Genomic DNA, 20,226 nt, shown 5'->3' with positions numbered 1-20,226 from the left:
CGGCGACCCCGCGCACCCCGGAGCACACCGTGGCACGACCTCGCACCCCCGCACCCCCGCTGCCCGCCGCGCCGCCCCGCGCCGACGGCGCCGCCGGCCGCGCCGGCTTCGTGCTCTACGTCGGCCTGCAGGGCGACGCGCCGGGCCTGGACGCCCGGCACGCCGCCGACCTGGCCGAGGTCGCCGAGGCGCTGCGCGACCTGGCCCGCGACCTGCTGCCGACCGCGGAGACGTTCACGGCGCTCTCCCTGGTGCCGACGGGTCGTGAGGACGACGTGCAGAGCATCCGGCACCGGCTCGCCGGGCTGCGGCCGCTCGGGGACACCGCCGAGACGGCCTGAGCCGGCCACCCGGGAGCACCCAGTCGCGCGGCGGGCACCCGGTCGCCGGGCGCTGAGTGCCCACCTGGTTGCCCGCCCCAGCCCTCAACACCCGGCCGTCCGCTACTCAAGATGGTGCAGAACGCTACTCATCAGTCATCATCGGCCCCGGATCGCGCCTAATGTCGTACCTGCGACGACCGCCGCGGTCCGGCCCCCCGGGTCCGGTCCCCGCGGAGGTCCCGCAGTCGTCCGGCGCCTACCCCCCCGTTGCGTCGGGCGACTTGGCCGGTCCCGGCCCGAGCACGAAAGGCCCCCTGCGCGGGCCGGGACCGGCCACCTCGCACGTCGGGCCCCGCAGCACAGCGGGTGCGGCGCCCGCGCCACGCTCCTACCGTGGGGAGCATGCGCATCGCCATCGCCGGAGGCCACGGTCAGATCGCCCGCCGACTGAGCAGGACGCTCGCCGAGCGGGGTGACACGCCGCTCGCGATCGTGCGGAACCCGGACCACGTCGCCGACGTGGAGGCCGACGGCGCGACCGCGGTGCTGCTCGACCTGGAGTCCGCCGACGCCGCCGAGCTCGCCGCGCAGCTCACGGACGCCGACGCCGTCGTGTTCGCCGCCGGCGCGGGCCCGGGCAGCGGCGCGGGGCGGAAGGACTCCGTCGACCGCGGCGCCGCCGCGCTGCTCGCCGACGCCGCCCAGCAGGCCGGCGTCCGGCGCTACCTGCTGGTCTCCTCCGTCGGCGCGGGCGCCGAGCCGCCGGAGGGCACCGACGAGGTGTTCGCCGCGTACCTGCGCGCCAAGACCGCCGCCGAGGAGGACCTCCGCGGGCGCGACCTCGACTGGACGATCCTGCGACCGGGCGGCCTGACGGACGACGCCGGCACCGGGCACGTCCGGCTCGGCGCGGAGGTCCCGCGCGGCCAGGTCACGCGGGACGACGTCGCCGCGGTGCTCGTCGCGCTGCTGGACGAGCCGCGCACGGCGGGCCTGGTGCTCGAGCTGTCGGAGGGCGCCACCCCGATCGCGGCGGCGGTGGCCGCGGCCACCGAGCGCGAGGACTGAGCGCCGCCCGGACCCCGGGTCAGGCCGGGCTGTAGGTGAGGCAGTCGGCCAGGTCGTGCCCCGCGCCGACCCGGACGGCGTCCGCCGCGCAGGTGAGGTGGGCGTTGTGCGTGCAGTCCGCGCGCTGGCAGGCGCCGACGTGCGAGACGACCCGGTCGAGCCCGCCCTTGACGTTCAGCGGGATGAAGGTCGCGCACTTCGCGTCGCCGGCCGTGCCGCCGATCGTGATGGCGGCCGCGCTGCAGGCGTGCTCGTGGTTGTACGAGCACCCGTCGACGGAGCACTCGGAGACGGGCGGCTGGTCCATGAGGGTGCTCATCGCGGGACCTCCGGGGTCGGTGGGGGCGTACCTGTCCTGACCCGACCGACGGTAGAGCGACCTTTTCCGCGCGTCTAGAAAGGAAGGCCTGGCTTACCCGGGAATCCGCTGCTCAGCGGCGTGGCATTCGCGAAGATTGTCGCCGCGGTCGCACGACGTGACATTTCCCAACACCGGCGTCACGTATTTCCGTGGGGTCGCCGTCCGACGCGGCGGAGCACGACGGCGGTCGCCCGGCGCAGCAGCACCCCGACCACGGCGGCGGGCACCGCCACCGCCCAGACCCGCGCGTCGGTGGGGTCGAGGACGAACAGCCGCTGACCCAGGGGCGTCCCGACGGCGAGCGCCATGCCCAGCACCATCGCCGCGACCAGGCCCACCTTCCACGGCCGCAGCGGACGGGCCACCTCGACCAGCACGTCGAACGCGGTGAGCACGAGGGCCAGGAACGCGGCCGTGGCGGTCAGGACGTGCGTGCCCTGGCCGTCGCCGATCACCGCGCGCGCGACGACGTACGCCCCGTAGGCGGCCGCGGCGACGGCCACCCCGCCGGGGACCGCCGCGGTCAGCACCCGCCGCACGAACCCCGGCCGGGCGGCCTCCTGGTTCGGGGCCAGGCCGAGCACGGTGGCGGGGATGCCGATGGTGAACCAGGCGATGAGCGTGACGTGCCGGGGCAGCAGCGGGAACGGCACGGCGCTGACCGCGACCACCAGCGCCAGCAGGATCGAGTAGACCGTCTTGGACAGGAACAGGGTCGCGACCCGCTCGATGTTCGCGATGACCCGGCGGCCCTCGGCGACGACGTGCGGCAGCGTCGCGAAGTCGCTGTCCAGCAGCACGATCCGCGCCACGGCGCGCGCGGCCGGGCTGCCGTTGCCCATCGCCACGCCGACGTCGGCGTCCTTGAGGGCCAGCACGTCGTTCACGCCGTCGCCGGTCATCGCGACGGTGTGCCCGCGGGCGGTGAGCGCCCGCACCAGGCCGCGCTTCTGCTCCGGCGCCACCCGGCCCAGCACGACGGCGGACTCCGCGGCGTCCGCGAGCGCCTCCGGCTCCTCGGGCAGGTCCCGCGCGTCGAGCACGGCGCCGGCCGGGAGGCCGACCTGCCCGGCCACCGCGGCGACGGCGTTCGGCGCGTCGCCGGAGACCACCTTGACGGCGACCTGCTGCCGCGCGAAGTACGCGAGCGTGCCGGCGGCCTCGGGTCGGATCCGCTGGTCGAGCACCACGAGCGCCGCGGCGGAGCGTCCAGCGGGCAGCATCGCCGGGTCGAGGGCGCCGTCCAGCACCGCGAGCGCCAGGACCCGGCGGCCCTGCGCGGACTCCGCGGCGACCCGGTCGAGCGCCGGGTGCCCGGGCAGCAGCACGTCCGGCGCACCGAGCGCCCACACCCGGCCGTCGGCGGTCCGCACGCCGGCCCAGCGGCGCGCGGACGAGAACGGCACGACCCCGGTCGTCGCGGCGGGCGGCCGGTCGCCGACGTGCTCCACGACCGCGCGGAGGCTGGCGTTCGGCCGCTCCTCGGCGGCCCCGAGGGTGGCGAGCGCGGTCGCGACCTCGTCGGCGGTGAGCGCCGGGTCCAGCACCTCGACCGTCCGGGCCCGCATCCCGTCCTCGGTCAGCGTGCCGGTCTTGTCGAAGCAGACGACGTCGACCCGGGCGAGCGACTCCATCGCGGGCAGGTCCTGCACCAGGCACTGCCGCCGGCCGAGCCGGACCACGCCGACCGCCATCGCGACGCTCGTCATCAGCACCAGGCCCTCGGGCACCATCGGCACGACGGCGGCGACCATCCCGCGCAGCGCGTCGCTGGGCGCCTGGTCGTTGATCCACAGCTGGTTGACCACCGTCAGCGCCGCGACCGGCACCAGCGCCCAGGTGACGTACCGCAGGATGCGGTCGATCCCGGCCCGCAGGTCCGACGAGGGCTTCTTGAACGCCGAGGCCTCGCGGGACAGCCGGGCGGCGTACGCGTCCGCCCCGACCCGGCTCGCGCGCAGCAGCCCGGCGCCGGCCACGACGACGCTGCCCGACAGCAGCCGGTCCCCGGGCGCCGGCAGCACCGGCTCGGACTCGCCGGTCAGCAGCGACTCGTCGACCTCCAGGCCGGACGTGCCGACCAGCTCGCCGTCGACCGGCACCTGGTCCCCCGCGGCGAGCCGCACCAGGTCGTCGACGACGAGCTCCGCGGGGTCGAGCTCGACGACCCCCTCGGCGCGCTGCACCGTGACCGCCGACCGGTTCAGCAGCGCCAGCCGGTCGAGCGTCCGCTTGGCGCGCACCTCCTGGACCATCCCAGCGGCGCTGTTCACGACGATGAGCAGCCCGAACAGCCCGTCGAGCAGGTGTCCCGTGCTCAGCACCACCAGGAACAGCACCAGGTAGATGGCGTTGACCCGGGTGAGGGTGTTGCTCCGCACGATCTCGCCGAGGCTGCGGCTGGTGCCGGTGTCCACCCGGTTCACGTCGCCGCGGGCGACCCGCTCGCGGACCTCCGCGGCCGTCAGCCCGCCGACGACCTCGGCCTCCCGGTGCACCATGCCCCCGACGGTATCCGGGCGGGTGCCGCGCCCGTCAGGGGCGGTCACGCGGCCACCGGTGCCGGGGTCTGCGACCGCCGCGCGCGCGGGCGCGCCGCGTCCACCTCCGCGTTCAGCACTCCGCCGAGCAGCACGGCGATGCTGGACAGCCAGATCCACAGCGCACCGGCCAGCACGAGGCCCAGCATCTGCGCCGCCGCCTGCACCACGGCCGCGCTCCCGGCGTCCGCGCCCGGCGTCTCGGGCACCGCGACCGCGACGTACGCGACGAACCCGGTCGACACGAGCAGCACGCCGAGCGTCCCGACCACGGCGCCGGGCAGGCAGCGCCGCCAGGTGCTGACGACGTTGGGCGCGTACCGGTACAGCAGGGTCAGGAACGCCCCGCCGAGCGCGAGCACCGCCGGCCAGCGCAGCACCGACCACGCCGCGGAGAACGCGTCCCCCAGGCCGAGGCGCGCCGCCAGCGCGTCGCCGCCGCCGAGCAGCGGCCCCACGACGACCAGCAGCAGCACCGTCACCAGCGTGACCAGGGCGCCGACCGTGAACGCGAACCCGAGCAGGTACTGCGTGACCAGGCTCTGCCGGGACTCGACCCGGTACGCGTCGTCGAGCGCCCGCACCGCGGCCCGGAACACCCGGCTGGCCAGGTACAGCGTCACCGCGAGCGCCCCGAGGGCGAACCCGCCGCGCCGTTCGTCCAGCAGCCCGTCCACCAGCGGCGCCAGCACGTCGGTCGCCACCTGCTGCGCGAACACCGTCGCGAGCCCGTCCACCACGCTCGTGCGGATCTCGTCCACCTGCTCGTCGCCGAGCAGCGGCCGCAGGTACCCGAGGCTGGCGCCCAGCGCCGTCGCGATCGGCACCAGGGAGATCAGCGCGTAGTACGTCATCTCCGCGGCCAGGCCGGTGATCCGCACCTCGCCCGAGCGCACGACCGAGCGCACCCCGAGCTGCACGACGCCCCAGCCGCGCACCGTCCCGGGGTGCCGGTCGGCCAGCGCGACCGCGCGCCGCGCGACCGTCGGCCCGCCCGCGTGCCGGGCCCGCCGCCGGGCCAGGGGCGGACGCACGACGCCGACGAGCCAGCCCGCCACGACGACCGCCACCGCCCCCGCCACGACCGCCACGGCACCGGAGAGCAGGGTGCGGCCCGTCCCGCCGCCGACGTCCGCCAGGGCCAGGCCGACGACGCCCGCGGCCGACCACGCCAGGATGGTCGTCGCCGGGACCGGCAGCCGGTCCCGGACCCACGCCGACCGCCGCGACAGCACGGCGACGGCGAGGCCGGCGAGCACGAGGACGGGGAGCACGGCGGCGGCTCAGGCCCGGGCGACCGGCGCCGGCGGGTGGGTCGTCATGCGGCGACCCTACGGGGCGGGCCACCCCCGGGGCCGCCCGGGGCCGCCGGCGGCGGTCGTCGTGCGCACGGCCTCAGGCCGAGGCGACGACCTTCCAGCCCGGCCCCGTGATCAGCAGCGCCTCGTCGTCGCACAGCGGCACGAGCTCGTGGTCCGAGCCGAACCGGTCCAGCGTCCGCCCGATCAGCTCCAGCGGGTACGGCGGCAGCTTCCCGTCCGCGTGCGGGACGACCACCGCGTCCGTGAGCGCGAGCCCGCGCCGGTCGGTGAGCCCCGGCACCTCCGCCGGGTCGTCCATGAGCGTCGCCGGCTCCGCGCTGGGCCCGGCGACGATCGAGCCCGCGCTGGACCCGATGTACGGCAGCCCGGCGCGGACGCGCTCCGCGACCACCGCGTCCGCCCCGGACGACCGCAGCGCGTCCAGCAGCGCGAACGTGTTGCCGCCGGCGACGTACAGCGCGTCCACGCCGTCGAGGGCGTCGGCCACCTGCTGCGCGGTCGCGCCGGTGAGGCGGACGTCGACGACCGCGTGCCCGAGGCCGGCGACGCGGTCCCGCTCGGCGACGGCCCACGGCGCGTCCGCGTCCGCGCGGGCGGCGTCCGGGACGTACCCGATGGTCAGCGGGCGGTCCGTCGGCGCGTGATCGGCGAGGAAGGCGGGCACGGCGCCGTGGCCGAGCGAGAGCAGCAGCAGCGAGGTCACGGTCGCGACGGTACGCGGTGCGGGGCGGGGACCGGGGCCGGGACCGCCCGGCGCGGGGCCGGGAGGAGTGCGTCACCCCCCGGTCACCCGCCGCAGTCGTCCGATGAATCCGCGGGCGGGCGGATACTGGTCGGGTGAACCTCCTCGACCCCGGCAGCCTCCTCGCGGCGTTCGGGGTCGGTGGGATCTTCGTCGTCCTGCTCCTCGAGACCGGCCTGCTGATCGGCTTCGTCCTCCCGGGCGACACGCTGCTGCTGGCCGCCGGCGTGCTGAGCGCCGGGTCGGCCGCGCCCCTCCCGCTGGGCGGCGTGCTCCTGGCCGCGACCGCGGGCGCCCTGCTCGGCGCCCAGGGCGGCTACCTGCTCGGTCGCGCGGGCGGGCGGTGGGTCACGCGGTCCTCGCCCGACGGGCGGCTGCACCAGGGGCTCGACCGCGCGGGCGCGCTGGTCGAGCGGTACGGAACCGCGCGCACGATCGTGCTCGCCCGGTTCATCCCCGTGGTGCGGACGGTGATCAACCCGCTCGCCGGGATGACGCGGGTCCCGCTGCGCACGTTCACGGTGTGGCAGGTGGTCGGCGGCGCCGTCTGGGCGTGCGCGATCCCGCTCGCCGGGTGGGCGCTCGGCACCCGCGTGCCCGGCCTGGAGCGGTACGTGACCGGGCTGGTCGTCGTGGCGGTCGGGCTCACCGTGGTCACGAGCCTGGTCCAGTGGCTGCGCACCCGCCGCCGCGCCGGGCGGCCCGGGGCCGGCGACGCGGACCCGGTCGACGTGTCGGCTCGCTGATCCGGCGGTCCCTCGGCAGGGTGGAGGCGTGCCGATCGACCCCGGACCCGACCAGACCCGCATCCGTCCCGCGACCCCGGAGGACGCGCCGGCCCTCGTCGAGCTGCGCGCGCTGATGCTCGCGGAGATGGGCAGCGACCCCGGCCCCGCCGACGCCCCGTGGCGCGCCGCGGCCCACGCGTGGTTCGCCGAGCGGCTCGCGCAGGGCACGGCGATCGCCGTCGTGGCGGAGCACCCCGTCGACGGCGTCGTCGCCAGCGCGGTCGGCTCGGTCGAGCAGCGCACGCCGAGCCCGAGCAGCCCGGACGGGTGGCACGGGCGGGTGTCCGGCGTCGCCACCCGCCCGGCGCACCGTGGTCGCGGTCTCGCCCGCCGCTGCACCGAGGCGCTGCTCGCCCGGCTCGGCGCGGAGACCACGGTGCACATCGCGGAGCTGAACGCCTCGGCGGCCGCCGAGCAGCTGTACCGGAGCCTGGGGTTCAGCGAGCCGCGGTTCGTGGCGCTCCAGGCGCACCTGCGCTGAGCCGGGGCCGCGCACGACCCGGTGCAGCAGGACCGGGACGGACGCCGGCCGGTCGCGGTAGCCCCGCGGGTCTCGTCGTCGCCGTCGAGCACGACGAGCCACGGGTGCGGCGCGAGCCGCTCCGTCGACCTGCGGGCGGGCGGTGCGCCGAGCGCGCGACCGGTCGTCCGCTCCCGCTGGTGGTCGCGCCGCTCGTGCCGCTACGTCGCGCCGTCGGCGAACGCGGCGCGCGCTGCGGCGACGGCGGACATCGCGCGCGGCCACCCGGTGTAGAACGCCAGGTGCGTGATCGCCTCGACCAGCTCGTCCTCCGTGACACCGTTCTGCCGCGCGAACGGCAGGTGGAAGGCGAGCTGTTCGGTCGCGCCGAGCGTCACCAGCGCCGAGACCGTCGCCAGGCTGCGGTCGCGCTTCGACAGTCCCGCGCGCTCCCACACCTCGTCGAACAGCACCTCGTCGGTGTAGTGCGCCAGCCCCGGGGCGATGTCCCCGATCGACCGCTGCCCACCTGTCCAGCCCGTGGGGTTCGCCTGCTCCATCGTCTGCCTCCTCTCGTCGCGTGCATCTCGATGCAACACCCGTTCCGCCCGGGGCGGGAGGTGCTGGTGTGAGGAGTCCTGGGAGTGCCTCCCAGCGCGCGGACGGGCGCTCTACCGTCGTCGTCATGGACAACAAGGCAGAGGTGCGGGACTTCCTCACCAGCCGCCGAGGACGGGTCCGCCCGGCGGACGTCGGCCTGCCGGACGACGGCACCGCTCGCCGGGTCTCCGGCCTGCGACGCGTCGAGGTCGCGCTCCTGGCCGGCGTGAGCATCGAGTACTACACGCGCCTGGAGCGCGGGAACCTCTCCGGTGCGTCGGACTCCGTGCTGGAGGCGGTCGCCCGAGCGCTGCTGCTGGACGAGGCAGAGCGCGAGCACCTGTTCGACCTGGCGCGCGCCGCGCACGGCACGTCCCGCCGACGCCGGGGTCCGCAGCCGGCGACCGTGCGCCCCGAGGTGCAGGCCACGCTGGACGCGATCACCGGCGGACCCGCGTTCGTGCGCAACGGACGCATGGACGTCCTCGGCGCGAACCTGCTGGCGCGCGCCATGTACGCCGAGATGTTCGAGGACGCCGAGCAGCCGCCGAACCTCGCGCGGTTCGCGTTCCTCGACGAGCGGGCACGGCGGTTCTACCCGGACTGGAACCGTGCCGCGAACGACACCGTCGCGATCCTGCGCACCGAGGCCGGTCGCGACCCGTTCGACAAGGGCCTGACCTCCCTGGTCGGCACGTTGTCGACCCGGTCGGCGGAGTTCCGCACCCGGTGGGCCGCGCACGACGTCAAGCAGCACTACGCCGGCAAGAAGCACTTCCACCACGCGGTCGTCGGCGACCTCTACCTGACCTACCAGGCGCTCGACCTGTTCGCGGAGCAGGGCCTGTCGATGCTGGTCTACACCCCGCAGCCCGACACCGGGACCGAGGAGGCTCTGGGGCTGCTCGCGAGCTGGGCCAGCACGCCGGCCGCCGCGCCGGCGGCTCCGCGCGGCACGACGGCGCCCCGCTGACCGCGGCGCCTCCCCGGATGCCACCGGGGGGGCACTGCCGGTACCCCTCCCGGCAGAGACTCCCGCCGGAACCGGTGCCGGGCGTCCCATGGACGTGGCGCCCCGCAGACACCCGTACCGCCGCCCACCGACCGAGGAGACCGCCACGTGAGCACCTGGACGCCCGAGGACCTGCGCACCCTCGGCGATGCCTCGGAGATCCGCATCGCCACCCTGCGCGCGGACGGCACCGCCCGCCGCACGCTGCCGGTCTGGGTCGTGCGGGTCGGCGACGACCTGTACGTCCGGTCGTACAACGGCGCAGGGGGATCGTGGTTCCAGCAGGTGACCCGGCACCCGTACGCGCGGATCGCGGCCGGCGGCGTGCAGGCCGACGTCCGGCTCACGCCCGCGCCGTTGGCGGACCACGTCGACGAGGCGTACTGGGCGAAGTACGGGCGCGGCGGGTACGGCACCGCGATGACGACCGCTCGGGCGCAGGCGACCACGCTGCTCCTGACCCGACTCCGCTGACTGAGGAGGAACGATGCACGCACGCACGCTCGGACAGGGCCTGGAGGTCTCCGCCATCGGCCTGGGCGCCATGGGCATGTCCCAGAGCTACGGCCCCAACCCCGGCGACCGGGGCGAGATGATCGCGGTGCTGCGCGGTGCCGTGGATCTCGGAGTCACGTTGGTCGACACCGCCGAGGTGTACGGCCCGTACGTCAACGAGGAGCTCGTCGGCGAGGCCCTGGCGCCGGTACGCGACGAGGTCGTGATCGCCACGAAGTTCGGCTGGCAGATCGAGGACGGCAGGAGCGTCGGGCTGAACTCCCGTCCGGGGCAGATCCGCCGGGTGGCGGACGCGTCCCTGCAGCGCCTGCGCACCGACGTGATCGACCTCTTCTACCAGCACCGGGTCGACCCGGACGTCCCGATCGAGGACGTCGCCGGGACGGTCAAGGAGCTCATCGAGGCCGGCAAGGTCCGGCACTTCGGCCTCTCGGAGGCCGGCGCCTCGACGATCCGGCGTGCGCACGCCGTCCAGCCGGTCACCGCGTTGCAGTCCGAGTATTCGCTGTGGACGCGGGACCCCGAGCCCGAGATCCTGCCGACACTCGCCGAGCTCGGCATCGGTCTCGTGCCGTTCAGCCCGCTCGGCAAGGGGTTCCTCACCGGCACGGTCGACGTCGGCACCGCGTTCACCGAGGGCGACATCCGGGCCACGATCCCCCGGTTCGACGAGGACAACCGCGCCGCCAACCTCGCGCTGGTCGAGCACGTCCAGCAGATCGCCCGGTCCAAGGACGCGACGCCCGGGCAGGTCGCGCTGGCGTGGCTGCTCGCCCAGCAGCCGTGGATCGTCCCGATCCCCGGCACCCGTCGCCTGAGCCGCGTCGCGGAGAACACGGCCGCCACCCAGGTCGGGCTGTCCGCGGACGAGGTCGCGGACCTGAACTCGCTGGCCGTCCGGGTCGGCGTGCAGGGCGACCGGTACAACGCCCAGCACCTGGGCTACGTGGGTCGCTGACCCGGCGACGGCGCGCGCGCCGTCCACGGGACCGGGCTGTACGGCATCGTCGGCCAGGAACCACGACCGCAGCGAGGAGCAGACCACCAGAGACACCGTGCTCAGGGCGAGCCCGCCCTCGCGCCGACCGGCAGCCTCAGGCCCCCGCGGGCAGGTCGGTGGCCGCGGCGGCCGCCTCCTGCGACTCGATGTCGGCGAGCCGCTCCCGCAGGGCGTCGCGGACGATCCGGAACGCGTCGCTCCCGGTGACGAGACGCAGGGGCGCGGGCGTCTGCTCGACCGTCGCGAGGACGGCCGCGGCCACCCGCGCCGGGTCGCTGACCGAGGGCAGTGCCGGGTTCTGGATGCCGCGGCTCAGGGCGGCGGGCGTGCCGTCGTAGGCGGCCATCGGCTCGGCGAGGCGCGAGCCGCCGACGCGGAAGCCGGTCGCGGCGCTGCCGGGCTCGACGATGGTCACGCCGATCCCGGCTGTGCTGCTGCGGGGCCACCGGAGCCTCGGGTTCAGCGAGCCGCGGTTCGTGGCGCTCCAGGCGCACCTGCGCTGAGCCGGGCTCGGCGGCCCCGGGCCCGCGGACGACGACGCCCCGCCGAGCACGAGGCTCGACGGGGCGGTCGGTGCTGCGGGTCAGGCCGGGATCAGAAGTCCCAGTCCTCGTCCTCGGTGTTCACGGCCTTGCCGATGACGTACGAGGAGCCCGAGCCGGAGAAGAAGTCGTGGTTCTCGTCCGCGTTCGGGGACAGGGCGGAGAGGATCGCCGGGTTGACGTTCGTCTCGTCCTTCGGGAACAGCGCCTCGTAGCCCAGGTTCATCAGGGCCTTGTTGGCGTTGTACCGGAGGAACGCCTTGACGTCCTCGGTGAGGCCCAGGGGGTCGTACAGGTCCTGGGTGTACTCCACCTCGTTGTCGTAGAGCTCGAAGAGCAGCTCGAAGGTGTAGTCCTTCAGCTCCTGGCGCTCGGGCTCGGTGAGCCGCTCGAGGCCCTTCTGGAACTTGTAGCCGATGTAGTACCCGTGCACGGCCTCGTCGCGGATGATGAGGCGGATCAGGTCGGCCGTGTTGGTGAGCTTGGCCCGCGAGGACCAGTACATCGGCGCGTAGAAGCCGGAGTAGAACAGGAACGACTCGAGCATGGTCGAGGCGACCTTGCGCTTGAGCGGCTCGTCGCCCCGGTAGTAGTCGAGGACGATCTCGGCCTTGCGCTGCAGGTTCGGGTTCTCCTCGGACCAGCGGAACGCCTCGTCGATCTCCGGCGTGGAGATCAGCGTCGAGAAGATCGACGAGTAGGACTTGGCGTGCACCGACTCCATGAACGCGATGTTGGTGTACACCGCCTCCTCGTGCGGGGTCAGCGCGTCCGGGATGAGCGAGACGGCGCCGACGGTGCCCTGGATGGTGTCGAGCAGGGTCAGGCCCGTGAACACGCGGGTCGTCATCTGCTTCTCGACGTCCGACAGGGTCGCCCAGGACTGGATGTCGTTCGACACCGGCACCTTCTCGGGGAGCCAGAAGTTGCCGACGAGCCGGTCCCAGACCTCGACGTCCTTCTCGTCCTCGACGCGGTTCCAGTTGATCGCCTGGACCCGGTCGACCAACTTCAGCTTCTCGGCCATCACTGCTCCATGTCGTGTCCGGTGCCGCGCCGTCCGCGGCTCGTGCGGGGCGGTCCCCGCACGGGTCTGCCCCCTATGGTGCACCCTCGCGCGAGTGCGCCGGCCGGGCCCTGCGGACCCGGCCGGCGCACCTCACGTCAGAGCATGCAGGAGACGCAGCCCTCGACCTCGGTGCCCTCGAGCGCCATCTGCCGCAGGCGGATGTAGTAGATCGTCTTGATGCCCTTGCGCCAGGCGTAGATCTGCGCCTTGTTGATGTCGCGCGTGGTGGCGGTGTCCTTGAAGAACAGCGTCAGCGACAGGCCCTGGTCCACGTGCTGCGTGGCCTCGGCGTACGTGTCGATGATCTTCTCGTAGCCGATCTCGTACGCGTCGTCGTAGTACTCCAGGTTGTCGTTCGTCATGAACGGCGCCGGGTAGTACACGCGGCCGAGCTTGCCCTCCTTGCGGATCTCGATCTTCGACGCGATCGGGTGGATCGACGACGTCGAGTTGTTGATGTACGAGATCGAGCCGGTCGGGGGGACCGCCTGCAGGTTCTGGTTGTAGATGCCGTGCTCGCGCACCGACTCGGCGAGCGCGCGCCAGTCGTCCTGCGTCGGGATGTGCACGCCGGAGGTGGCGAACAGCTCCGCGACGCGGGCGGTCTTCGGGACCCACGTGCCCTCGATGTACTTCTGGAAGTACTCGCCGGTCGCGTACTTCGAGTCCTCGAAGCCGGCGAACGCCTGGCCCCGCTCCTTGGCGAGCAGGTTCGAGGCGCGGATGGCGTGGTACGCCACCGTGTAGAAGTAGATGTTCGTGAAGTCCAGGCCCTCGGCGGACCCGTAGAAGATCCGCTCGCGCGCCAGGTACCCGTGCAGGTTCATCTGCCCGAGGCCGATGGCGTGCCCGCCGCGGTTGGCCCGCTTGACCGACGGGACCGACTCGATGTCGGTCTGGTCGGACACGGCGGTGAGCGCGCGGATCGCGGTCTCGACCGAGCGGCCGAAGTCCGGCGAGTCCATCGCGAGCGCGATGTTCATCGAGCCGAGGTTGCAGGAGATGTCGCGCCCGACGTGGTCGTACGACAGGTCCTCGTTGAAGGTCGAGGGCGTCGAGACCTGCAGGATCTCCGAGCACAGGTTCGAGTGCGTGATCTTGCCCTTGATCGGGTTGGCCTTGTTGGCCGTGTCCTCGAACAGGATGTACGGGTAGCCCGACTCGAACTGCAGCTCGGCCAGCGTCTGGAAGAAGTCGCGGGCCTTGATCTTCTGCTTGCGGATCTGGCCGTTGTCGACCATCGCGCGGTAGTTCTCGGACACGTTGACGTCCGCGAACGGCTTGCCGTAGACGCGCTCGACGTCGTACGGCGAGAACAGGTACATGTCCTCGTTGTTCTTGGCCAGCTCGAACGTGATGTCCGGGATGACGACGCCCAGCGACAGGGTCTTGATGCGGATCTTCTCGTCCGCGTTCTCCCGCTTGGTGTCGAGGAACCGCATGATGTCCGGGTGGTGCGCGTGCAGGTACACCGCACCGGCGCCCTGACGGGCACCCAGCTGGTTCGCGTAGGAGAAGGAGTCCTCGAGCAGCTTCATCACGGGGATGACGCCGGACGACTGGTTCTCGATGTGCTTGATCGGCGCGCCGTGCTCGCGGATGTTCGACAGCAGCAGGGCCACGCCGCCACCGCGCTTGGACAGCTGCAGGGCGGAGTTGATGCCGCGCGCGATCGACTCCATGTTGTCCTCGATGCGCAGCAGGAAGCAGGACACGGGCTCGCCGCGCTGCGCCTTGCCGAGGTTGAGGAACGTCGGGGTCGCCGGCTGGAAGCGGCCGGACACGATCTCGTCGACGAGCTGCAGCGCGAAGGTCTCGTCACCCTCGGCCAGCGCGAGCGACACCATCGCGACGCGGTCCTCGAAGCGCTCCAGGTAGCGCTTGCCGTCGAACGTCTTCAGCGTGTACGAGGTGTAGTACTTGAAGGCGCCGAGGAAGGTCTGGAAGCGGAACTTCTTCGAGTACGCGTGCTTGAACAGCGCCTTGATGAACTCCGGGCTGTACTGGGCGAGGACGTCGGCCTCGTAGTACTTGTGCTCGACCAGGTACTCGAGCTTCTCCTCCAGGTCGTGGAAGAAGACCGTGTTCTGGTTGACGTGCTGCAGGAAGTACTGCCGCGCCGCCTCCCGGTCCTTGTCGAACTGGATCTCCCCGTTCGCGCCGTAGAGGTTCAGCATCGCGTTGAGCGAGTGGTAGTCCATCTCGGGCGTGAGGGTGATGACCTCGGTCGCGTCGGTCATGCCGGCGTCGGTGAGTGTCGCTGCCAAAATCGTCCCCATCCCTCTCGGACGCGTCGCACGTCCTCGGTCGTTCCCATGAGCTCGAAGGCGTACAGGTACGGGACCTGGCACTTCGCCGCGATGATGTCTCCGGCCATGCAGTAGTGCGCGCCGAAGTTGGTGTTCCCCGCCGCGATGACGCCGCGGATCAGGGAGCGGTTGGTCGCGTCGTTGAGGAACTTGACGACCTGGCGCGGGACCGCGCCGCCCTCGTTGCCGCCGCCGTACGTGGGGACCACCAGGACATAGGGGTCCCGCACGTGCAGGAAGGGCTCCGTGGGGCGGAGCGGGATCCGCGTGGCGTCGATGTCCAGCTTGTCGACGAACCGGCGGGTGTTCTCCGAGACGGAGGAGAAGTAGACCAGGGAGCTCAACGCCCCACCCCTCCTCGCCCCGGGTGGATCGTGGACCCGTGCGGCCTGGCCGCCCGGGTCACCGGGCGGCGCACGGCCGCGTCAGGCGACGGAGACCGCGGCGCGGTCGGCGAGCGCCTTGATCTGGTCCGGGCGGTAGCCCGACCAGTGGTTGCCGTCGGCCACGACGACCGGGGCCTGCAGGTGGCCGAGGGACATGACGTAGTCACGCGCGTCGGCGTCCTCCGTGATGTCCACGACCTCGTACTGCAGGCCGGCCTTGTCCATGGCGCGGTAGGTCGCGTTGCACTGGACGCAGGACGGCTTGCTGTAGACGGTGATGGTCATCGCTGTCTCCCCGGTGTGAAAGGCCTGGCTGGTACGTGCGCCCCCGCGCCCGCCCCGCATGCTGCTGGTGGTGCTGTGGTGCCGCTCTCGGGCCGCTGCGGCCGGGCCCGTCGGGCGTCTCTCGACGTCCTCGAGCCCTCCTCCAGCGGCGAGTCACGACACTACACCTAGTGGTGCGTCCGGCAAGAGACCACTAGGGCTGGTGTTACACACATGTCGTTTCCACAGGCTGTGCACCGCCGTCCCGGTGTCCGACTTCATCCACAGGCTACGGGCGACCACTGACACGCGCAGGCGTGGCCGGGCCTGCTCGAAGGCCTCTCCGTCCACAGGTATCCCCAGGTCACGCACAGGGCGACGCACATGTGGACGGGACGCACTTCACCCGCCCGCGGGGTGACGCACGTCGCCCGCGCGGACCGACGGCCAGCGCTGCGGGCACCGGCGTGTCGCCCACGCCCCGGCGTGTCGCGGCGCGTCGCCCCGCACCCGTCGCGCGAGCGGCCGCAGCGCCCGTCGCCGTCTCGCTGATACTTGCGTGGTCGCGCAGATATGCACACACTGAGATGGTGCTCCATGCCCTCTCCCACCCCGCGTACCGCCGGCTGTTCCTCGCCCAGGTCGTCGCCCTGGCCGGCACCGGCCTCGCGACCGTCGCCCTCGGGCTGCTCGCCTACGACCTGGCGGGCGCCGACGCCGGCGCAGTCCTCGGCACCGCGCTGGCGGTGAAGATGGTGGCGTACGTCGTCGTGGCCCCGCTCGCCGCCGCGGCGGTGGCCCGGCTGCCGCGCCGGCACGTCCTGGTCGGCGCCGACGCCCTGCGGCTCGTGGTCGCGCTCGGGCTGCCGTTCGTCGACCAGGCCTGGCAGGTCTACGCGCTGGTGTTCGTGCTCCAGGCCGCGTCGGCGACGTTCACGCCCACCTTCCAGTCGGTCGTGCCCGACGTGCTGCCGGACGAGGACGACTACACCGCCGCCCTGTCGCTGTCCCGGCTCGCCTACGACCTCGAGGCGGTGCTGTCGCCGGTGCTCGCCGCCGCGCTGCTGCTCCTGGTGCCGTCGTCGACGCTGTTCCTCGGGACCGCCGCGGGCTTCGCCGGGTCCGCCGCCCTCGTGCTCGCGACCGTGGTCCCCGCGCGTGGCCGGACCGCCGCCGACGACGACGACGACGGACCCGAGGCGCCGTTCGGGCACCGGGCGCGCCTCGGCACGCTGCTGCTGGTCCGGACACCCGCGCTCCGCCCCGTGCTGGCGCTCAACCTGGCCGTCGCGGCGGCGGGGGCGTTCGTGCTGGTGCAGACGGTCGTGGTCGCCCGGTCGACGTTCGGCGCGGGCGAGGGCGCGGTCGCGGTGCTGCTCGCGGTGAACGGGGCGGGCTCGATGGCCGCGGCCGTCCTGCTGCCGCGGGTGCTGCGGCGCACGCCCGAGCGACGGGTGATGCTCGGGGGCGCCGCGCTGCTGGCCGGCGCGACGGCGCTGGTGCCGCTCGCGCTCGGGGCCCCGCGGACGACCGGGCTGATCGCGCTCGGCGCGCTGTGGCTCGTGGTCGGCCTCGGCTGGTCCGCGGTCGAGACCCCGGTCGGGCGGATCGTCCGGCGCAGCGTCCCCGCCCGGGACCTGCCGGCGGCGTTCGCGGCGCAGTTCTCGCTGTCGCACGCCTGCTGGCTGGTCACCTACCCGCTGGCCGGCTGGCTCGGCGGCACCGGCGCGCTCGGCCCGGGCGGGACGGCGCTGCTGCTGGCGGTCGTGGCGGCCGGCGCCGGGACAGCGGCGGCGCTGCTGTGGCCGCGCACCCCTGACGCGCCCGGGCCGGCCGGGGCTGCGACGGCCGCGGCCGAGGAGGCGGTGCGATCATGACGGTCGTGGCCACCCCGCAGCAGCAGCGCAGCGCGCCCCCGGACGCCGACCTCGACCACGCCGTCGAGGTGCTGCGGCTGCTCGCGGACCGGACCCGGCTCGCGATCCTGGCGATGCTCGACGGCACGGAGATGTCGGTCTCGGCGATCGCCGCGGAGCTCGGGCGCCCCGGGCCTGCGGTGTCCCAGCACCTCGCGAAGCTCCGCGCGGGTCGGCTGGTGACGGCCCGCCGGGAGGGCACGACGATGTACTACGGCCAGCCGGACGAGCACGTCGCGGCGCTGGTGACCAACGTGCTGCACCACTCCGAGCACGTGCTCTACGCGACGCCGCCGCACCACCGCTGACGCCCGCCGGGGCCCCCGCGCACCGTTCGCGCGGCCCTCGCCCCTCGCGCGCGCGGGCGCGGTGAGCAGCTGTCGGCCCTCGCGCGAATCGTCACGCGCCCGCAACACGGGCCGCCACGTGCCGAAACATGTACCCGGTTCTGTATACAGACATGAGTACAGACGTCGTCCCGGGCTCGGGGCAGCCGCCGGCCGAGGCCGGCCCGGCGACCCCGGCCGGCCCCGAGGGGTCCGCCACCTCGCGCCGCGAGCGCGTCTACCTGACGATCCGCGACGAGCTGATGAGCGGCCGCGTGTCCCCGTACGAGCGGCTGACCGAGGAGCGTCTCGCCGAGCGGCACGGCGTGTCCCGGACCCCGGTCCGCGAGGCGCTGGCGCGGCTGCTGGCCGACGGGATCGTGGTGAAGCGCGAGAGCGGCCTACACCTGTACGTGCCGAGCTTCCGCGAGCTGACCGACCTGTACGAGCTCCGGATCACCCTGGAGCTCCGCGGCCTGACCCGGGCGCTCGAGGACCCGACGGTGCACCACGACCGCGCGCGGCTCGAGGGCGAGCTGGACCACTGGTACGGCTTCCGCGACGACCGCCCGGCGCCGGACGCCGGGTTCGTGAGCGAGGACGAGCGGTTCCACTTCACGCTGCTCGACTCCTCCGGCAACCCCGCGCTGACCCAGGCGCTGGCGCAGACCAACCGCCGGATCCGGTCGGTGCGGATGTACGACTACCTCACCGAGGACCGGATGGCGGCGACCATCGCCGAGCACATCGGCATCGCCGAGCTCGTGGTGCGCGACCGGCTGCCGCAGGCGCTGGAGGCGCTGCGCGCCCACGTCGGCGCCTCGCGGGAGGTCGTGATGGAGCGCGCCGCCGCCGCGCTGGAGATGACCCGCCTGATGGCCCGCGAGGAGCAGCGATGACCGCCACGACCACCACCGCCCCCGACGCCGCGCCGACGGGCGGCACCGCCCTCGACCGCGTCGGCCGCGCCTTCGCCGACCTCGCCGCCGCGGGTCGCCCGGACGTGTGGACGCTGGTCCGGGACCGCGCCGACGTCGAGGCCGAGGCGCGCGCCGTCGACGCCCGGGTCGCCGAGGGGGAGGCGCTGCCACTGGCCGGGCTGGTGCTCGCCGTCAAGGACAACATCGACGTCGCCGGCCTGCCGACCACCGCCGCGCACCCCGCGCACCAGGTGGTCGCGGCGCGGTCCGCCACCGTCGTCGACCTGCTGCGCGCCGCCGGCGCGGTCGTCCTGGGCAAGACGAACCTCGACCAGTTCGCCACCGGCCTCACCGGCAGCCGCAGCCCGTACGGCGCCGTGGCCAGCGCGGTCGCTCCCGACCGGGTGTCGGGCGGCTCGTCCTCGGGCTCGGCGGTCGCCGTCGCCCTCGGGATCGCCGACCTCGCCCTCGGCACCGACACCGCCGGCTCCGGCAGGGTGCCCGCCGCGTTCAACCGGGTCGTCGGGATCAAGCCGACGCTCGGGCTGGTGCCGAAGGACGGCGTCGTGCCGGCGTGCGCCTCCTACGACTGCGTGACCGTGCTGGCCCGCGACCTCGACCTGGCGCGCCGGGCGATGGCGGTGATGGCGGCGCCGAGCGCGCTCGATCCGTCGTCGCGCACCTGGCCGGCGGACGTCCGGCTCGCCGCGCCCGTGGCCCCCGTGGTCGCGGTGCCGCGGGACGCCGACCTCGCCGAGGTGGCCCCGGGCGTGCGGGCGGCGTTCGACGCCGCGGTCGCCCGGCTGGTCGAGGCGGGCGCGGCGACCCGGGTCGTCGACCTGACGCCGTTCCTCGCCGCCGCCCGGCTGCTGTACGGCGGCGGCCTCGTCGCCGAGCGGTACGCCGCGTTCGGCGCCTACCTCGCGGAGCACCCGGAGGGCGCCGACCCGTCCGTCGCCCGGATCGCCGCCGACGCGGGCCGGGTCACCGCGGCCGAGTACCAGGCCGCCCGGGACGAGGTGGCCGCGCTGCGGACGACCGCGCTGGCGGCGCTCGACGGCTGCGACGCCCTGCTGGTGCCGACCGCGCCGGAGCACCCGACGCTCGCCGAGGTGGCGGCCGCGCCGCTGACCACCAACGCGCGGCTCGGGGTGTTCACCAACTTCGTCAACCTGTTCGACCTGGCCGGCGTGGCGATGCCGCTCGGCCCGACCGGCGCGGGCGAGGCGGGCGTCACCGTCCTCACCCGGGCGTTCGACGACCAGGTCGCGCTCGACCTGGCGGCGCTGCTGGAGCGGGACGGACGCGCCGACGACGCCGCGTGGCGCGCGCTGCCCGCCGCCGACGCCCCGGCCCCCGCGCCGCTCGCCCCGGGCGGGGTCCCGGTCGTCGTGTTCGGCGCGCACCTCCGCGGGCAGCCGCTGCACCCCGAGCTGCTGGCGCTCGGCGCCCGCTGGGTCGGGCCGGTCCGCACCGCCCCCGACTACCGGATGCTCGCGCTGGCGACCACCCCCGCCAAGCCGCTCGTGCACGCCGTGGCCCCCGGGACCGGGGCTCCTCTGGAGGGCGAGGAGTACCTCCTCACCCCCGACGCCCTCGGCCGGCTGCTGCTGTCGATCCCGGCGCCGCTCGGCCTCGGCCGCGTGCGCACGGACGACGGCCGCGAGGTCGTCGGCTTCGTCGGCCAGCCCGGCGCCGCGCCGGACGCCACCGACGTGACCCACCTCGGCGGCTGGCGCGCGGCCCGCGCCGCCGCCCCCTT

Annotated in this window: 20 protein-coding genes and 1 pseudogene; 11 read left to right on the top strand and 10 right to left on the bottom strand. The window is 74.3% G+C overall.

The features are described from left to right. Both G6556_RS07295 and G6556_RS07290 read left to right on the top strand, forming a co-directional pair. Positions 1-341: pseudogene (locus tag G6556_RS07295) on the top strand (hypothetical protein); the annotation flags it as partial. Positions 342-725: 384 nt separating this feature from the next. Then, complete coding sequence (locus G6556_RS07290) at positions 726-1,391, top strand: NAD(P)H-binding protein (RefSeq protein ID WP_166939917.1); 666 nt, start codon at positions 726-728, stop codon at positions 1,389-1,391. A 19-nt stretch (positions 1,392-1,410) separates the two neighbouring features. On the opposite strand, the gene G6556_RS07285 is transcribed toward G6556_RS07290, so the two are convergent. The 4 genes from G6556_RS07285 to G6556_RS07270 form a co-directional block, all read right to left on the bottom strand. Then, the gene (locus G6556_RS07285; RefSeq protein ID WP_166939915.1) at positions 1,411-1,710 is read right to left on the bottom strand and encodes a DUF1540 domain-containing protein; all 300 of its coding nucleotides are present in this window, start codon (positions 1,708-1,710) and stop codon (positions 1,411-1,413) included. A gap of 179 nt (positions 1,711-1,889) precedes the next feature. Then, positions 1,890-4,253, bottom strand: a complete 2,364-nt coding sequence (locus G6556_RS07280; RefSeq protein ID WP_166939913.1) for an HAD-IC family P-type ATPase — start codon at positions 4,251-4,253, stop codon at positions 1,890-1,892. A gap of 44 nt (positions 4,254-4,297) precedes the next feature. Further along, positions 4,298-5,566: a YihY/virulence factor BrkB family protein gene (locus tag G6556_RS07275; protein ID WP_166939911.1), complete on the bottom strand. Its 1,269-nt coding sequence runs from the start codon at positions 5,564-5,566 to the stop codon at positions 4,298-4,300. Positions 5,567-5,687: 121 nt separating this feature from the next. Further along, on the bottom strand, positions 5,688-6,317 hold the full coding sequence (locus G6556_RS07270) for a Type 1 glutamine amidotransferase-like domain-containing protein (RefSeq protein ID WP_166939909.1): 630 nt from the start codon (positions 6,315-6,317) through the stop codon (positions 5,688-5,690). Between the two features lie 134 nt (positions 6,318-6,451). On the opposite strand from G6556_RS07270, the gene G6556_RS07265 reads away from it, so the two are divergent. Both G6556_RS07265 and G6556_RS07260 read left to right on the top strand, forming a co-directional pair. Continuing rightward, a complete protein-coding gene (locus tag G6556_RS07265; RefSeq protein ID WP_166939907.1) occupies positions 6,452-7,102 on the top strand; it encodes a DedA family protein in 651 nt (216 codons plus the stop codon). Positions 7,103-7,130: 28 nt separating this feature from the next. Beyond that, complete coding sequence (locus tag G6556_RS07260) at positions 7,131-7,625, top strand: N-acetyltransferase (protein WP_166939905.1); 495 nt, start codon at positions 7,131-7,133, stop codon at positions 7,623-7,625. Positions 7,626-7,825: 200 nt separating this feature from the next. Here G6556_RS07260 and G6556_RS07255 read toward each other — a convergent pair whose 3' ends face one another. After that, a complete protein-coding gene (locus G6556_RS07255) occupies positions 7,826-8,164 on the bottom strand; it encodes a carboxymuconolactone decarboxylase family protein (protein WP_166939903.1) in 339 nt (112 codons plus the stop codon). 125 nt (positions 8,165-8,289) lie between these two features. Between G6556_RS07255 and G6556_RS07250 the strand changes: the two genes are divergently transcribed. The 3 genes from G6556_RS07250 (at position 8,290) to G6556_RS07240 (ending at position 10,690) form a co-directional block, all read left to right on the top strand. Beyond that, entirely contained in the window at positions 8,290-9,177 is an 888-nt protein-coding gene (locus tag G6556_RS07250; RefSeq protein ID WP_166939901.1) for a helix-turn-helix transcriptional regulator, read from the top strand. A gap of 147 nt (positions 9,178-9,324) precedes the next feature. After that, positions 9,325-9,690 (top strand): DUF2255 family protein, encoded by a 366-nt coding sequence (locus G6556_RS07245; protein WP_166939899.1) that lies wholly within the window; start codon positions 9,325-9,327, stop codon positions 9,688-9,690. 13 nt (positions 9,691-9,703) lie between these two features. Next, on the top strand, positions 9,704-10,690 hold the full coding sequence (locus G6556_RS07240; RefSeq protein WP_166939897.1) for an aldo/keto reductase: 987 nt from the start codon (positions 9,704-9,706) through the stop codon (positions 10,688-10,690). A gap of 136 nt (positions 10,691-10,826) precedes the next feature. Here the strand turns inward: G6556_RS07240 and G6556_RS07235 are convergent, their stop codons facing one another. From G6556_RS07235 to nrdH, 5 genes are all read right to left on the bottom strand, one after another. Beyond that, positions 10,827-11,147, bottom strand: a complete 321-nt coding sequence (locus G6556_RS07235; protein WP_166939895.1) for a hypothetical protein — start codon at positions 11,145-11,147, stop codon at positions 10,827-10,829. A gap of 179 nt (positions 11,148-11,326) precedes the next feature. Continuing rightward, complete coding sequence (gene nrdF / locus G6556_RS07230) at positions 11,327-12,301, bottom strand: class 1b ribonucleoside-diphosphate reductase subunit beta (RefSeq protein WP_166939893.1); 975 nt, start codon at positions 12,299-12,301, stop codon at positions 11,327-11,329. 137 nt (positions 12,302-12,438) lie between these two features. Beyond that, the gene (gene nrdE, locus G6556_RS07225; protein ID WP_166939891.1) at positions 12,439-14,583 is read right to left on the bottom strand and encodes a class 1b ribonucleoside-diphosphate reductase subunit alpha; all 2,145 of its coding nucleotides are present in this window, start codon (positions 14,581-14,583) and stop codon (positions 12,439-12,441) included. Further along, entirely contained in the window at positions 14,580-14,996 is a 417-nt protein-coding gene (gene nrdI, locus G6556_RS07220) for a class Ib ribonucleoside-diphosphate reductase assembly flavoprotein NrdI (RefSeq protein WP_158370664.1), read from the bottom strand. Before nrdI ends, nrdE begins: the two co-directional genes overlap by 4 nt. An 81-nt stretch (positions 14,997-15,077) precedes the next feature. Then, a complete protein-coding gene (gene nrdH / locus G6556_RS07215; RefSeq protein WP_147795259.1) occupies positions 15,078-15,323 on the bottom strand; it encodes a glutaredoxin-like protein NrdH in 246 nt (81 codons plus the stop codon). Positions 15,324-15,892: 569 nt separating this feature from the next. On the opposite strand from nrdH, the gene G6556_RS07210 reads away from it, so the two are divergent. The 4 genes from G6556_RS07210 to atzF all read left to right on the top strand — a co-directional run. Continuing rightward, complete coding sequence (locus G6556_RS07210; RefSeq protein WP_166939889.1) at positions 15,893-17,179, top strand: MFS transporter; 1,287 nt, start codon at positions 15,893-15,895, stop codon at positions 17,177-17,179. Continuing rightward, entirely contained in the window at positions 17,176-17,526 is a 351-nt protein-coding gene (locus tag G6556_RS07205; protein WP_166939887.1) for a metalloregulator ArsR/SmtB family transcription factor, read from the top strand. The genes G6556_RS07210 and G6556_RS07205 overlap by 4 nt, the downstream gene beginning before the upstream one ends. 152 nt (positions 17,527-17,678) lie before the next feature. Then, positions 17,679-18,443: a GntR family transcriptional regulator gene (locus tag G6556_RS07200; RefSeq protein WP_166939885.1), complete on the top strand. Its 765-nt coding sequence runs from the start codon at positions 17,679-17,681 to the stop codon at positions 18,441-18,443. Then, the coding region (atzF, locus tag G6556_RS07195) for an allophanate hydrolase (protein WP_166939883.1) at positions 18,440-20,226 on the top strand (1,787 nt) is incomplete at its 3' end. The genes G6556_RS07200 and atzF, both read left to right, overlap by 4 nt.

Source organism: Cellulomonas sp. IC4_254 (assembly GCF_011603975.1).
Lineage (GTDB): Bacteria > Actinomycetota > Actinomycetes > Actinomycetales > Cellulomonadaceae > Cellulomonas.
Note: the sequence above shows the minus strand (reverse complement) of the source record. Positions and strands in the feature narration are given on the sequence as shown.